Source organism: Mesorhizobium sp. M0306 (assembly GCF_040321655.1).
In the GTDB taxonomy this organism is placed as follows: domain Bacteria; phylum Pseudomonadota; class Alphaproteobacteria; order Rhizobiales; family Rhizobiaceae; genus Mesorhizobium.
In genome coordinates, this window is sequence record NZ_JAMYRY010000018.1 from 1 (window position 1) to 14,336 (window position 14,336).

The following is a 14,336-nucleotide window of genomic DNA, read 5'->3' on the forward strand; positions in this document are numbered from 1 at the left end:
CGGCAGGACAGAGGGGGGCGCGAAGGATCGCTGCGGATGAGACAATCCCGGCCGCAACCCTATACCCGTCGCTCCACCATCATCTTCTTGATCTCGGCGATCGCCTTGGCCGGGTTGAGCCCCTTGGGGCAGGTCTGGGCGCAGTTCATGATGGTGTGGCAGCGGTAGAGCCGGAACGGGTCTTCGAGGTTGTCGAGCCGCTCGCCCGTCGCCTCGTCCCTGGAATCGATCAGCCAGCGATAGGCCTGCAGCAGCGTTGCCGGACCGAGATAGCGCTCGCCGTTCCACCAGTAGCTCGGGCAGGAGGTCGAGCAGCAGGCGCACAATATGCACTCGTAGAGCCCGTCGAGCTTTTCGCGGTCCTCATGGCTCTGCAGCCATTCCTTGGCCGGCTCGGGCGATACCGTCTTCAGCCAAGGCTCGATCGAGGCGTGCTGGGCGTAGAAATTGGTGAGGTCGGGCACCAGGTCCTTGACCACGGCCATGTGCGGCAGCGGATAAACCTTGATCGCGCCGGAAATGTCGTCGCAGCCCTTGGTGCAGGCCAGCGTGTTCGACCCGTCGATGTTCATGGCGCAGGAGCCGCAAATGCCTTCGCGGCAGGAGCGGCGCAGCGTCAGCGTCGGGTCGATCTTGTTCTTGATCCAGAGCAGCGCGTCGAGCACCATCGGCCCGCAATCGTCCATGTCGACGAAATACGTATCCATGCGCGGGTTCTCGTCGTCGTCCGGCGACCAGCGGTAGATGCGGTATTCGCGCAGATTGGTCGCGCCCTCCGGCTTCGGCCAGGTTTTTCCGGCCATGATCTTCGAGTTTTTCGGAAGCGTGAGTTCGACCATTACCTCAGGTCCTTTCGGATGACGAGCTTCAGCCCGGACCAGATCTCGTTCACGGCGGCGACCTTGACGTCGACGAGGTCGAGCTTCAGCGCCTCTGTGCGGATAACGTCCTCGGTGACGTCGGTCGGCACTTTCGATGCCTTTTTCGGCCATGACACCCAGACCATGCCGTCCCGCTTGATCGCCGCTTCGACGTCGCCAAGACGGTCCTCGATCTCGACACGCTGCCGGGTGAAAGCATGTACGGCATCGTATTTCTCATGAACGCCCGAAATCGCCGACCAGTCAGCCAGCCGGTCGAGCTCGGCAAAGTCCACGGCTTCGGCAAGGTCGTCCAACTCGGGCGGCAAGGCGACGAAGGCGGCAATCATCCCGTCCTTCAGGCCGAGCTTGGCCGGAAGGGGTGTGCCGGAATATCCAGCTGCCGCCAGCGCCATGATCAATACACCCTGGCCTTTGGCGCGATCTTGGCCGGGTTGATGCCGCCGTCTGCCTCCTTGAGCAGCGTCTCGGTGTGCACCGGCCGGTAGGTGAGCGCCACCTCGCCGGCCTCGTTGAGCCGAGCCAGCGTATGCTTGCGCCAGTTGGCGTCGTCGCGGGCCGAAAAGTCCTCCCGCGCGTGCGCGCCGCGGCTTTCCTTGCGCGCCTCGGCGCCGTAGACGGTGGTGATGGCGTTGGCCATCAGGTTTTCCAGCTCCAGCGTCTCGACCAGATCGGAGTTCCAGATCATCGAGCGATCGAACACTTTTATGTCCTTGAGTTCACCCCACAGCTGCGAAATGCGCTTGCAGCCGCTTTGCAGCGATTCCTGCGTGCGGAACACCGCCGCGTCCTCCTGCATCGCCTTCTGCATCTTTTCGCGCAAAACAGCTGTCGGCGTCGAGCCGTTGGCGTGACGCAGCCGGTCGAAGCGGTCCATGATCTTTTCGACGGCGGCCTCGTTGGGCGAAGGGATCGCCGATGTACGGTCGATCACCTGGCCGGCCCGGATCGCCGCCGCACGGCCGAACACCACCAAATCGATCAGCGAATTCGAACCCAAGCGGTTGGCGCCGTGCACCGAGGCGCAGCCGGCTTCGCCGACCGCCATCAGCCCGGGTGACACCTGGTCCGGGTTCAAGGCGGTCGGGTTGAGCACCTCGCCCCAGTAATTGGTCGGCACGCCGCCCATATTGTAGTGGACCGTCGGCAGCACCGGGATCGGTTCCTTGGTCAGGTCGACGCCGGCAAAGATCTTTGCCGATTCCGAAATGCCGGGAAGCCTCTCGTGCAGAACGGCCGGGTCGAGATGGTCGAGATGCAGGAAGATGTGATCCTTCTTCGGGCCGACGCCGCGGCCCTCGCGGATCTCCAGCGTCATACAGCGCGAGACCACGTCTCGGGAAGCCAGATCCTTGGCTGACGGCGCGTAGCGCTCCATGAAGCGCTCGCCCTCGGAATTGACGAGATAGCCGCCCTCGCCGCGGGCACCCTCGGTGATCAGGCAGCCGGCGCCGTAGATGCCGGTCGGGTGGAACTGCACGAACTCCATATCCTGCAGCGGCAGGCCTGCGCGTGCGGCCATGCCGCCGCCATCGCCGGTGCAGGTATGCGCCGAGGTGGCCGAGAAATAGGCGCGGCCATAGCCACCGGTCGCCAGCACCACCATTTTGGCCGAAAAACGATGGATGGTGCCGTCGTCGAGGTTCCAGGCGACGACGCCGGTGCAGGTGCCGTCCCGCTCCATGATCAGGTCGAGGGCAAAATACTCGATGAAGAACTGCGCATTGTGCTTCAGCGACTGGCCGTAGAGCGTATGCAGCATGGCGTGGCCGGTGCGGTCGGCGGCAGCGCAGGTGCGCTGCACCGGCGGCCCCTCGCCGAAATTCATCATCATGCCGCCGAACGGCCGCTGGTAGATTTTCCCGTCCTCGGTGCGGCTGAAGGGAACGCCGTAATGCTCGAGCTCGTAGACCGCCGCCGGCGCCTCGCGCACCATGTATTCCTGCGCGTCGGTATCGCCCAGCCAATCCGAGCCCTTGACCGTGTCGAAGAGATGCCACTGCCAGTTGTCTGGCCCCATATTGGCGAGCGAGGCGGCAATGCCGCCCTGCGCCGCCACCGTATGCGAGCGTGTCGGGAACACTTTGGTGATGCAGGCAGTGCGCAGGCCCTGTTCGGCCATGCCGAGCGTGGCGCGCAGGCCGGCGCCGCCGGCGCCGACGACTACGACGTCGAATTTGTGATCGACATAGCTATAGGCGGAAGCCGTGTTGGCGTTCTTCGCGTCCTTGGCCAAAACTCAGCCTCCAAATGCCAGTTTAAGCAGGGCGAAGACCGAAGCGACGCCGACGACTACGGGAAAGAATGTGTTGAGGGCGAGCAGCGCCAGCCTGGTGCCTTCGCCATGCACATAGTCTTCGATGATCGCCTGCATGCCGAGCCGCATGTGGTAGAGCACCGACAGCAGCACCAGCGCCAGCACCAGTGCCACGAACGGATTGGCAAGTGCGGCGCGCACCTCGAGATAGCTGGCCCCGTTAAGTGCAATCAGGAAGCCGACGAAGAACAGGACCAGCGGGATGTTGGAAATCGCCGTCAGCCGCTGGCGCCAGAAATGGCCGGTGCCCTCGCGGGCGGAACCGAGGCCGCGGACCTTGGCCAGCGGCGTGCGCATATCGGTGTTCTTGCCGTTCATATCAGGCTCCCCGCGCCATGTAGCCGGCGATCCAGATCAGCAGCGTCAGCGTGACCGAGCCTGCCAGCGTCGCCCACGCGATCCTCGAGGCCGTATGCTTTTCAAGCCCCGCCCCAGTGTCCCAGATAAGATGCCGGACACCGCCCAGCATGTGGTGCATCAGCGCCCAGCTGTAGCCGAACAGCACCAGCCGTCCCAGCCACGAGCCGAAAGCCCAGTTGACGGCATTGAAGGTCGCCTCCGAACTCGCCGCCGCCATCAGCCACAGCGCGACCAGCAGCGTGCCGAAATAGAGCGCCCCGCCGGTGATGCGGTGGACGATCGACATCGTCATGGTGATCGGCGGCCGATAGACGGTCAGGTGCGGCGAAAGCGGCCGTTCACGTCTGGCAAATTCGCGGGTGGCTGGTGATTTGCTCATGGCTCCCCCAGTTCGGCGTCTCTGGAGCCTCAGGTGGAAATGCGGCATTGCCGCTTCCGGTTGCGACTTCGGACAGCCGGTTTCTAATGCTCTTTTTGCACCGCGTCAAAGCCGGAAAACCGTTTCGAAAACGTAATTTAGTCTGATGAAAGCGACGCTTTCAGCTTCAATCGATTAGGACTGTCGCCTTGAGCCGGCACAATGTCGCTGCACTGCAAAATATGGCTGCCGCACCGGGCGGATCAGCGTTTACAGGCCAGCGGTGAGGCACCGCCCTTCATCACCAGCGCCTCACGCCCATCGATCACGATTGCGTCATGCGCCTCGCCGTAACGGCTTGTCTGATTGGCCGGTGACGCCGGCAACTCGGAGCTGGTGCCGTCCGGGCCGAGCACGCGCACCGACGTGCCCAGGTTCTCGATGGTCATCACGCTACCGTCGGTGCATTTGTAGGTTGCAGTGCGCGGCTGCCGTGCCGTCGGTTCGCCAGCGACGGGAGCAAGCGACACGGAAGCGGCGGGCGTATTGCCGAGCTTGGGCGCGCTGGTCTGCGGCGCGCAGGCGGCGGCAGCCAGCAGCGGCGGAATGGCCAGCGCCATCCGAAACGTGCGGCATAATCTCATATGCTGCTTTCTCCCGCGCATCGAGCCCGCCGCGATGCTCCGGCAAGCCGCCGGATTTCATGCTTTTTGAGTCGCGCTCGATGCCGGCGATGGTGGGAACAAGGCATGGCCGAATGATGGCCGGTGGGCGCTCGAAATTAACCATGTTTTCCGAGACCTCGCCCCGGCTGCGGTTGCCCTCTTAACAAAGGTTAATAAAAGGTTAATTTCTGATTCGAGGAGGCTTGCCTCTCAGCAATGGAGCAGCACGCCATGCATTCGAATTCAGCAGGATCGCGCCTTCCCTGGTTCCTATTGGCGGCGCTCGCCCTCGGCATCGCCGCACCGGCATTCGCCGGGACGCGCCACCACGACCGCGTCTATGCCGATTCCTTCGGCAATCTGGTCATCGAAAGCGCCGCCGGCTACAAGCGTATCCTCGTCGGCGAGGGCAAGCTGGCCAAGGAATTGTCCGACTACACCAGCGCCGGCCAGCCCGATGTGATCTATGAAAACGAATCGGACGATGTCCGAAGCGGCGACTGCTACAGGCCGCCGGTTTTCGTGAAGGGCCGCAGCTATATGTACGGCCTCTCAGACGGCGAGATGCCGGAGCTCAGCCCCTGCCGCTGACGGCCATGCCCCCCTTTGTCGACGGCGCCGGCAGGGCAACAGCTGGCCCCACCGAGACACGCACGCAGTCGCGGCCGCTGCCCTTCGCCTGATAGAGCGCTTTGTCGGCGCGCCGCAAAAGGTTGGAAAAGCTTTCGCCCGGACCAAGCTCGGCAACGCCGAAGCTGGCGCTGCAGCGATGATCCGCCGGCAGGCAGTCGATCGGCGTGGCACCGAAGGCGGTACGCGTGCCCTCGGCAAAGAGCCGGGCGGCGGCTAGATTGGTCCCCGGCAGGAAAATAGCGAATTCCTCGCCGCCGATGCGGCCGGCGACATGATGGTCGGCCGCGGCATCGCGGAGAAAACCGGCAAAGGTCTCGATGACCCGATCGCCGGACGCGTGGCCGTAAGTATCGTTGATGCGCTTGAAATGGTCGAGATCGGCAATGACCAGTGCCGCTGGAACGGCGCGCCGCATGGCGTCGCGCAGTGCGATCTCGGCATGGCGCTCGAAGCCACCACGGTTGAGCAGCCGCGAAAGCGTGTCGGTTTCCGATTTCGACGTCGCCTCGGCGAGCACGTCGCGGACCAGGATAGCCAGCGTCACCAGCGCAAGCGCCAGGCCGAATATGGTGCCGACCGACTGCGACACCAACGCATAGCTGGTCTGCGCATAAGATTGCGGGTTTGCACCCCAGCCACCAAGCGCATGGGCGATGAAGGGTTTGCTGGCGAACTGTAAGGTACTGGCCGCCAGGACAGCCATCAGCATATGGTCGAGCCGCTCGCGTCTTTGCCTGGACGACAAGACGATCGCCAGCCCGGTGAATTGCATGGCCGCATAGGGAAGCTGGTAGGCCGCCATTCGCACAAAGGATTGGCGTGGCAGGTCCTGGACGAAGTAGACCGCGAGGGTGGCGAAGACCAGGAAGAACAGCATCGGCGGCCAAGGCGGCGAAACGCGGTATTTATGGGCAAGCCCGCCATTGAAGGCGACGGTAGCGCCAAGGAAAGCGGCAAAGGCGGCGACAACCACGGGTCGCGCATTGTCGAAGGCAGGGATGCTGAACTCGATCGCGAAATAGGCCATGCCGAGCACATAGCCGAACGCCAGCCAGCGCGCCGATACACGTCCGGCGTCATAGACCGCGATCGTCATGAACGCCGCCGCCAGCAGCCCGGCAACGAACAGGTTGATCACCAGGATGAAATTAGCGCTGCCCATGGCGTTTTGGCACTCCCCGCCGAACAGCAAAACACCGAGGCGCGAAAAAGACGTTAATTCGACGCCGCCGCTGACGCTCAGCCAGCACTGGTCCGATTGGGAAGGACGACCGTTTCAGGCCGCTGATAGGACAGGCACACGCTGTCGCGGCCATTCCTTTTAGCTTTGTAGAGCGCTTCGTCGGCGCGGCGCATCAGCGGATCCAGCCCTTCGTCGCCGGTACGGGCGGCCACGCCGAAGCTCGCGGTCACTCTTGTGTCGGGCGGAAGCCCGTCGATTCTGCCCGCCGAATAGAGCGTACGAATGGTTTCGGCAAACAGTCTTGCCGCGCCAAGGTCGCTGAGCGGCAAAAGCACGGCAAACTCCTCGCCGCCGATGCGGCCGGCAACGCCACCCGTACCTGCAGCCGATAGAAGCTTGGCGGCGAAGTCAGCGATGACACGATCGCCGGCCGCGTGACCATGCTGATCGTTGAGTGCCTTGAAATGATCGAGATCGGCCAGCACCAGCGTAACCGGCAACCGCGCCGTGGCACAGTGCTGCAGGACCACCGTGGCGCGCTCCTCGAAACCGCGGCGGTTGAGCAGGCCCGACAGCGGGTCTGTCAGGGTTTCGGTCTTCAGGGCCTTCATCACATCGAGCGCGGCGGCGCCGAACAGGCAAAGTGCAATAAGCAGCGACAGCAATGCATGCGACAGCAGCGCCGTCGTCCAATAGGACGAGGTGTAAAGCCCTTCATAGCTGGTGAACGGCCCATGCGCGATGACGACGGCAAGCGTCCGCGCCAGGAAGTTCAGGCCGGAAAGCAGCGACAGCACGAACAGGATCATTTCTGTCGGGCCGTTGTTGCGCACCACGCGCAACTCGGCGGCGACAACCAGGCTGATGCCGCCGAAGCTGAAATTGATGGCAAGGATGCGCCAGGTGAGATCCGGCCGGGCAAAAAGAAACCACGAGAACGCGGCCAGGCCGCCGCAGGCCAGAATGCCGACCGCCGGGTAAGGCACGCGCCGCCCATAGCGCGCAATGACCGCGCCGGCGAGACAGCAGGTGGCGAAGGTGAAGCACAGGATCGAGATGAGCTTGGTCGGTGCCATGCCGACCGGCAGCGTGAAATACTGGAGCAGGAAGCCTGCGGCCGAGGCCGAGTAGCCCGCCGCCAGCACAGCCAGATAGGAACGGTGGCGCTGATAGAACCACAGCACGAGAAATGCCGCGCCGAGTGTGAGGGCGATGCCTGGATTGAGCAGCGCTATGAGCAGGCCGGTGTCCAAGCGCTGTAATTTCCCCTCGCTTCCCCTTGGAGGACCTTAGAGCGTAAGCCCAAACAAGCGGTTAAGCGAAAGCGAATATACGACGGGTGCGTCGACAAAGCCGCTGGGCGGAACCGCGAACGGCGAGCGGCGTTTCACGACGGCAACCAGGAGACGCTCCGATGGCCGACACGATCATGCTGACCGATCACGATGCAATTCGCTCATGGGCCGCGGCGCGCGCCGGCTTTCCGGCGATCGTCGACGTGTCGCCCGAAGCCGGAACGCAGCCCATGCTGAGGCTGGTCTTCGGCCAGCATGCCTACCAGGACCAGGATGAGGCCGAACGCCCGGTCAATGCCGGCGGCTACGAACTGGTCGAATGGGACGAATGGTTCAAACTCTTCGACGAGCGCCAACTGGCGCTGGTCGTCGCAAAGGATCAACCCGGCCGCCGTGAGGGATTCCACGAATTCGTCAGACGGCCCGGCTGAAGAATGCCCGAACCGCATTGCGGCTCGGGCACCTCATATCCGACTGCGCGCGCCCTGCGCTATTTCCACTCGCGGATGTCGACGAAATGGCCGGCGATCGCCGCCGCCGCCGCCATTGCCGGCGACACCAGATGCGTGCGGCCCTTGAAGCCTTGGCGCCCTTCGAAATTGCGGTTCGAGGTCGAGGCGCAGCGCTCATGCGGCTTCAGCCGGTCGTCGTTCATGGCAAGGCACATCGAGCAGCCCGGCTCGCGCCAGTCAAAGCCGGCGGCGACAAAGATCTTGTCGAGGCCTTCGGCCTCTGCCTGTTCCTTGACCAGACCTGAGCCCGGCACGATCATCGCACTGACCCGTGGGTTGACCTTCTTGCCCTCGATCACCTTGGCGGCGGCGCGCAGATCCTCGATGCGGCCATTGGTGCAGGAACCGATGAAGACGCGGTCAAGTTCGATATCGGTGATCTTGGTGCCCGGCGTCAGGCCCATATAGTCGAGTGCGCGTTGCTTGGACGTGCGCTTGTTCTCGTCGGTGATGTCGTCCGGGTTCGGCACGATGCCTTGCACCGAGACCACGTCCTCGGGCGAGGAGCCCCAGGAGACGATCGGCGGCAGCTTTGCCGCGTCGAGCACGACCACCTTGTCGAAATGCGCGCCTTCGTCGGACTGCAGCGTCTTCCAATAGGCGAGCGCGGCGTCCCAGGCTTCGCCCTTAGGGGCGCGCGGCTTGTCCTTGACATAGGCGAAGGTGGTCTCGTCGGGCGCGATCAGGCCGGCGCGCGCGCCGGCTTCGATCGACATGTTGCAGATCGTCATGCGGCCTTCCATCGACAGCGCGCGGATTGCCTCGCCGGCATATTCGATGACATAGCCGGTGCCGCCGGCCGTGCCGATCTCGCCGATGATGGCGAGGATGATGTCCTTGGCGGTGACGCCTTCCGGCAGCGCGCCGTCGACGCGCACCAGCATGTTCTTGGCCTTGCGCTGGATCAGCGTCTGCGTCGCCAGCACATGCTCGACTTCCGAGGTGCCGATGCCATGCGCCAGCGCCCCGAACGCGCCATGCGTCGAGGTGTGGCTGTCGCCGCAGACGATGGTCATGCCGGGCAGCGTAAAGCCCTGCTCGGGACCGATGATGTGGACGATGCCTTGGCGGATGTCCTTCTCGGAATAATACTCGACGCCAAAATCCTTGGCGTTCTTGGCCAGCGCCTCGACCTGGATGCGGCTTTCCTCGTTCTTGATGCCGAACTTGCGCTCCGGCGAGGTCGACACATTATGGTCGACCACTGCCAGCGTCTTTTCCGGATGCCGAACCTTGCGGCCGGTCATGCGCAGGCCTTCGAAAGCCTGCGGGCTGGTCACTTCGTGGACGAGGTGGCGGTCGATGTAGAGCAGGCAGGTGCCGTCGTCCTGGCGGTCGACGACATGGTCGTCGAAAATCTTGTCGTAGAGGGTGCGCGGTGCGCTCATGTGCGTAAATCCGTCGATTTTAAAAAGGGAAAAGGACGCCGGTCGGCCCGGCGAAGCAGCCTGGCGAGTCTGCCCTAGCTAAGTCGGCTGGTCAGCGCTCCGCAGACGCGCGCGGAAAATCGCGACGGCAGGCGTTTTCTGTCCTGCAGCACGAAACCCTTATAGGCCGGATCGCCAAAAAGCTCTTCCATGGGGTGGCTCATATCAATGTTTTGGCTTTTCAGCAATCGCGTCTGCCTTCGCAGGCGCTTCACAGCACCTCGAACACAAACGTTTTCACCAGCGCGTCGGGCTCAGCGATCGCATAGCAGCGGAACCACGGGCTCTCCTCGACCGGCCGCCATTTTTTCGCCTGCTCCAGTTCGCTAAACACGGCCTTAAACCTGCCGCTTTCAAACACCTGGTCACGGACCGTAAAGATGGCGTGGCCGCCCGTCCTGGTGATGCGTACCAGTTCATGCAGGCCCGACGCCGGCGCGTGGCCGATGGTGAACACGCCGGTCGAGAAAAAGGCGCGGAAATACCCGTCCGGCCAAGGCAATGGCCCGCCGAGCATCGCCTGTTTCAACTCGCTGTAGGCCTGCCGGCTGCCGGCGATTTTCAGCATGTCCTGCGAGAGGTCGAGCCCGGCAATGTCGTGGTAGCCGAGCGCCTTGAGCGACGGCCCCGACAGGCCGGTGCCGCAGCCGGCGTCGAGCAGCGGCCCTTCGCCTGGCGGCACGTGGCGCGCCACCCAGGCGGTGATCAGGAACGGCAGGAGATAGCCGAGCGCCGCGGTTTCGCCGTCATAGGTCGCGGCCCATTGCGCATAGGCCTTGGCGAGCGCCTCAGGCGTGTCGGCCGTGTAGACCGCTTCCAGCGCCGCATTGGCCTTGTCGATGATCATGGGTCCTCCCCGGTCGCGTCCGCTCGATGGTAGCGCCGATTTCGCCTGCCTTCTATTCCCCATTCTGGTGGCGCAGCCGCTTCTCCAGCGCCCGCAGGGCCAGCGACAGGCCGACGGTCAGGATGAGATAGATATAGGCGACGATCGAATAGGTTTCGAAGAAGCGGAACGAGCCGGCGGCGTAGATCTTGCCCATCTGGGTGATGTCGGCGACGCCGAGCACCGAGACCAGCGAGGAATCCTTGACCATGGCGACGAAATCATTGCCGAGCGGCGGCAGGATGGTGCGGATCGCCTGCGGAAAGACGACCAGCCGGAAGCGCTGCGTGCGCGTCAGCCCGAGCGCCTTCGCCGCCTCGATCTGGCCTTTCTCTACCGCCTGGATACCGGCGCGGAACACCTCCGAGATGAAGGCGGAATAGCCGATGGTCAGCGCCATAATGGCGCGCCATAGCAACGACACGTCGCGTACCAGCAGCTCACCGAAGAGGCCGGCGCTTTGCAGCGGCGCCGTCAGCGCGTTCCATGCCGCAACGAAGGCCGGCGCGCCGGCAAAGGCGATCCAGAACAACAGCACCAGCATCGGCACGCCGCGGATGATCTCGACATAGAAGCGGGCAATCTGGCTGAGCCAGCGTGAGTCCGACAGGCCCATCAGCGCGACGCCGAGGCCGATCGCGCAAGCCAGCGCGAAGGCGACCACAGTGACGAAGATGGTGACGCCGATGCCCTTGGCGACGGTTGCGAAGACCTGGGCATAGAGGTCGCTGGCAGCGATGAAGATGGCGGCAGCCAAGGCGATCGCCACGGCCACGGCAAGCCACCACGGGAAGTCGGATTTGGCGGTGGCTGGGGGCGCCGGCGGCATCAAGCAATACCGGTGATAGAGTCACGAAGGCAGCGTTCTGTCACACCCCCCTCTGGCCTGCCGGCCATCTCCCCCTCAAGGGGGGAGATCGGCAGCTTTGACCTCGCCGCCCGTTCTGCAACACTGAAAATTGGCGAAAGCCGATGCGAAATCCAATCTCCCCCCTTGAGGGGGAGATGTCCGGCAGGACAGAGGGGGGTGTACGAGCGCAGAGTCAGCGCGAGTTCCCGCGCACAATCGTCATGAAATGCGCGCAACAAGCGGGCCTACTGCCCCATCTTGTAGTCGAGGAACCACTTCTTGTTGAGCGCGTCGAGCGTGCCGTCGGCCTTGAGCGCGGCGATTGCCGCGTTGACCGGCTTCACCAGATCGGAGCCCTTGGGGAAGATGAAGCCGAAATCCTCGGTGCCGAGCGGCCCGCCGATCAGCTTCAGCCCGCCATTGGACGCATCGACATAGCCCTTGCCGGCAGTGCCGTCGGTGAGCACGACATCGACGTCGCCGGCCTTCAGCGCCTGCACCGTCGCGCCGAATGTCTCGAACAGCTTGATGCGCGGGTTCTGCTCGTTGCCGTCGAGCACGCTGTAGACGGCGGTGTAGAACGGCGTGGTGCCGGCCTGCGCGCCGATCAGCCCGTCCTTGAAGGCGGCAAACGTCTTGGCATCGCTGAAGCGCTTCTCGTCGCCGCGCACCAGCATGAACTGTTCCGAGCGCATATAGGGGTCGGAGAAATCGACCTTCTGCTTGCGGTCGTCTTTGATGGTGATGCCGGTCATACCGATGTTGTACTGATTGTCGGAAACCGCCTGGATCATCGCGTCCCAGGAGGTATTCTGGTACTCGACCTTGAAGTTCAGCCGCTTGGCGATCTCGTTCATCGCGTCATATTCCCAACCGATCTGCTTGCCGGTCTTGGCATCGATGAACTGCAGCGGCGGATAGGCGTTTTCGGTCACCACCACCACTTTCTTGCCGCCGAGGTCGGGCAGCGCCTGCGCCAGAGCCGCGACGGGCACGAGAAGGCAAGCCAGCAGGCCGGCCAGCAGCAGTTTCCAATTGATCATGACGATGCTCCCCAGGAACTGAACCGCCTCGATCGACCGAGGCATGCAGGAAATCCGGCGCCGACTTTAGCTTTCCGCCGGCGCCTTGCAAGCCGCTCCGATGCGCCGCCCGGCACGAAAATGGATTCCAATGCTTTCAACGGTGTCATTACGGAACGATCCGTTTCGATACCGGACCAACGCGGCCCGGCAAAATCGAATCCACCTCACGAAACAAAAAGGCGGCCGAAGCCGCCTTTCCGAAAACATGGCTTTTGAAGACGCCTTATTCGGCGGCAGTTGCTTCGGCGGCCTTGGCTGCCTCGTCGGCGGCTTTCTTCTCGGCGGCGTCCTGCGCGGCCTTCTCGGCGGCCAGCGCCTGGGCGGCGGCCACTTTCTCGGCCTCGATGCGCGCCTTCTCGGCGTTCAGCGCATCGCGCTCTTCGTCGTTCAGCTTGCGGGCACGCACGCCGGTGTTTTCCGAAATGCGGGCCGACTTGCCGCGACGGTCACGCAAATAGTACAGCTTGGCGCGACGCACCTTGCCGCGGCGCACGATCTCGACGCCCTCGACCATTGGCGAATAGACCGGGAACACACGCTCCACGCCTTCGCCGTAGGAGATCTTGCGGACGGTGAAGCTCTCCTGGAAACCGGCGCCGGCGCGGGCGATGACGACGCCCTCGTAGGCCTGGACGCGGGTGCGGGTGCCTTCGGTCACGCGGACCTGGACGCGCACGGTGTCGCCGGGCTGGAATTCGGGAAGCTTGCGCTTGGCTTCGATCTTGGCGGCCTGCTCGGCCTCGAGCTGACGGAGGATGTCCATCTCATAGATCCACTTCTTGTTCTTCCGACAGTCAGAGCGTCCGACACTCGCCTTGCAGTCGCATCGACCGCTCGGCTATGCCCTTCGTTCGAGAACGTCTGTTCGAGAACATCGGGCAGGGGCGACTACACCGTCATTGTTGACGGGCCAGAAGATCGCTCTTGGCAAATTTTCTTCCGGTTCGGCGCGCACATACAGCTATTTCGGCGCTTTGTCACGCCTTCGCTGTTTCTTTTTTGGCGCTGCTTCTTTTTGGCTGGCGCCCGCTGTGGCAATCCCATGATCGCTTGTGGTCCAGGGGGTTGCGCCCACGCGTCAAGCTTTCTAAGCCGGAAGATAAGCATTTTCCTCCAGCGACGACACCCCTCATGCCAATCTTGGACGCGGTCCTGCTCTTTCTCGCCGGCTTTCTATCAGGCGCGGTCAACGCCGTTGCCGGCGGCGGCACGTTCATTACCTTTGGCGCCATGACCCTGGCCGGCCTGCCGCCGATCGTCGCCAATGCGACATCATCGGTGACGCAATTTCCTGGCTACATCACCTCGACGCTCGCCTATTGGCACGACATCAAGCATTTCTGGCGCGGCGCACTGCTGCTCAGCCTCATTTCGGCTCTTGGTGCGCTGTCTGGCGCGCTCATCCTCCTAGGGCTCGACAACCCGGCGTTCCGCGCCTTGGTGCCCTGGCTGCTGCTGGCGGCAACCGCGTTGTTCGCTGCCGGGCCATGGCTGAAGCCGGCGCCCAAGCCGGAGCATGAGGCCGCGGTGGGTTCGCTGGTCGGGTCGCTGGCGCAGTTCGCCACCGCCGTCTATGGCGGCTTCTTCGGCGCCGGCATGGGCGTCATGATGCTGGCGACGCTCGGTCTCACCCAGTCCGGCGACTATCATCGGCTGAACGCACTGAAGAACATGCTGGCCGTGGTCATCGCTGCGGTCGCCATCCTGGTCTTCGTCTCGGGCGGCGTCATCGCCTGGCTGCAGGCGATCATCATGATCCCGGGTGGCGCGCTCGGCGGCTATGCCGGCGTCTGGATCGCCAGGCGCGTGCCGCAGAACGCGGTGCGCGGCTTCGTCATCGCCGTCGGCCTGTTCCTGGCTTTTTACTATTTCGACAAGGGCTAA

At 63.6% G+C, this 14,336-nt stretch carries 16 protein-coding genes; 3 read left to right on the forward strand and 13 right to left on the reverse strand.

Annotated features, from left to right (window positions below):
- Nucleotides 1-59: 59 nt before the first annotated feature.
- From NKI95_RS21945 to NKI95_RS21970, 6 genes are all read right to left on the reverse strand, one after another.
- Nucleotides 60-839, reverse strand: a complete 780-nt coding sequence (locus NKI95_RS21945; RefSeq protein WP_292663232.1) for a succinate dehydrogenase iron-sulfur subunit — start codon at nucleotides 837-839, stop codon at nucleotides 60-62.
- Complete coding sequence (locus tag NKI95_RS21950; RefSeq protein WP_352719335.1) at nucleotides 839-1,276, reverse strand: DUF3052 family protein; 438 nt, start codon at nucleotides 1,274-1,276, stop codon at nucleotides 839-841. Before NKI95_RS21950 ends, NKI95_RS21945 begins: the two co-directional genes overlap by 1 nt.
- A gap of 2 nt (nucleotides 1,277-1,278) precedes the next feature.
- Nucleotides 1,279-3,117 (reverse strand): succinate dehydrogenase flavoprotein subunit, encoded by a 1,839-nt coding sequence (gene sdhA / locus NKI95_RS21955; RefSeq protein ID WP_352719336.1) that lies wholly within the window; start codon nucleotides 3,115-3,117, stop codon nucleotides 1,279-1,281.
- Between the two features lie 3 nt (nucleotides 3,118-3,120).
- Nucleotides 3,121-3,516, reverse strand: a complete 396-nt coding sequence (gene sdhD, locus NKI95_RS21960; RefSeq protein ID WP_292663226.1) for a succinate dehydrogenase, hydrophobic membrane anchor protein — start codon at nucleotides 3,514-3,516, stop codon at nucleotides 3,121-3,123.
- 1 nt (nucleotide 3,517) lies between these two features.
- The gene (gene sdhC / locus NKI95_RS21965) at nucleotides 3,518-3,937 is read right to left on the reverse strand and encodes a succinate dehydrogenase, cytochrome b556 subunit (RefSeq protein ID WP_292663224.1); all 420 of its coding nucleotides are present in this window, start codon (nucleotides 3,935-3,937) and stop codon (nucleotides 3,518-3,520) included.
- A gap of 242 nt (nucleotides 3,938-4,179) precedes the next feature.
- A complete protein-coding gene (locus NKI95_RS21970) occupies nucleotides 4,180-4,581 on the reverse strand; it encodes a hypothetical protein (RefSeq protein WP_352719337.1) in 402 nt (133 codons plus the stop codon).
- Between the two features lie 231 nt (nucleotides 4,582-4,812).
- On the opposite strand from NKI95_RS21970, the gene NKI95_RS21975 reads away from it, so the two are divergent.
- On the forward strand, nucleotides 4,813-5,172 hold the full coding sequence (locus NKI95_RS21975; RefSeq protein ID WP_352719338.1) for a hypothetical protein: 360 nt from the start codon (nucleotides 4,813-4,815) through the stop codon (nucleotides 5,170-5,172).
- On the opposite strand, the gene NKI95_RS21980 is transcribed toward NKI95_RS21975, so the two are convergent.
- Both NKI95_RS21980 and NKI95_RS21985 read right to left on the reverse strand, forming a co-directional pair.
- Nucleotides 5,156-6,376, reverse strand: coding sequence for a GGDEF domain-containing protein (locus NKI95_RS21980; protein WP_352719339.1), 1,221 nt, complete (start codon nucleotides 6,374-6,376; stop codon nucleotides 5,156-5,158). The genes NKI95_RS21975 and NKI95_RS21980 overlap by 17 nt on opposite strands.
- A 77-nt stretch (nucleotides 6,377-6,453) precedes the next feature.
- Complete coding sequence (locus tag NKI95_RS21985) at nucleotides 6,454-7,650, reverse strand: GGDEF domain-containing protein (RefSeq protein ID WP_352719340.1); 1,197 nt, start codon at nucleotides 7,648-7,650, stop codon at nucleotides 6,454-6,456.
- 161 nt (nucleotides 7,651-7,811) lie between these two features.
- On the opposite strand from NKI95_RS21985, the gene NKI95_RS21990 reads away from it, so the two are divergent.
- Nucleotides 7,812-8,123: a hypothetical protein gene (locus tag NKI95_RS21990; protein ID WP_352468075.1), complete on the forward strand. Its 312-nt coding sequence runs from the start codon at nucleotides 7,812-7,814 to the stop codon at nucleotides 8,121-8,123.
- Between the two features lie 59 nt (nucleotides 8,124-8,182).
- On the opposite strand, the gene leuC is transcribed toward NKI95_RS21990, so the two are convergent.
- The 5 genes from leuC to rplS all read right to left on the reverse strand — a co-directional run bounded on the left by leuC (nucleotide 8,183) and on the right by rplS (nucleotide 13,215).
- On the reverse strand, nucleotides 8,183-9,592 hold the full coding sequence (gene leuC, locus NKI95_RS21995; RefSeq protein WP_352468076.1) for a 3-isopropylmalate dehydratase large subunit: 1,410 nt from the start codon (nucleotides 9,590-9,592) through the stop codon (nucleotides 8,183-8,185).
- Between the two features lie 250 nt (nucleotides 9,593-9,842).
- Nucleotides 9,843-10,478, reverse strand: a complete 636-nt coding sequence (locus tag NKI95_RS22000) for a class I SAM-dependent DNA methyltransferase (RefSeq protein WP_352719341.1) — start codon at nucleotides 10,476-10,478, stop codon at nucleotides 9,843-9,845.
- A gap of 52 nt (nucleotides 10,479-10,530) precedes the next feature.
- Complete coding sequence (locus tag NKI95_RS22005; protein ID WP_352719342.1) at nucleotides 10,531-11,346, reverse strand: amino acid ABC transporter permease; 816 nt, start codon at nucleotides 11,344-11,346, stop codon at nucleotides 10,531-10,533.
- Nucleotides 11,347-11,612: 266 nt separating this feature from the next.
- Nucleotides 11,613-12,410 (reverse strand): transporter substrate-binding domain-containing protein, encoded by a 798-nt coding sequence (locus NKI95_RS22010; protein ID WP_352719343.1) that lies wholly within the window; start codon nucleotides 12,408-12,410, stop codon nucleotides 11,613-11,615.
- A 265-nt stretch (nucleotides 12,411-12,675) separates the two neighbouring features.
- Nucleotides 12,676-13,215, reverse strand: a complete 540-nt coding sequence (rplS, locus tag NKI95_RS22015; protein ID WP_352719344.1) for a 50S ribosomal protein L19 — start codon at nucleotides 13,213-13,215, stop codon at nucleotides 12,676-12,678.
- A 368-nt stretch (nucleotides 13,216-13,583) separates the two neighbouring features.
- Here rplS and NKI95_RS22020 point away from each other — a divergent pair, with 368 nt between their 5' ends.
- A complete protein-coding gene (locus NKI95_RS22020) occupies nucleotides 13,584-14,336 on the forward strand; it encodes a sulfite exporter TauE/SafE family protein (RefSeq protein WP_352493212.1) in 753 nt (250 codons plus the stop codon).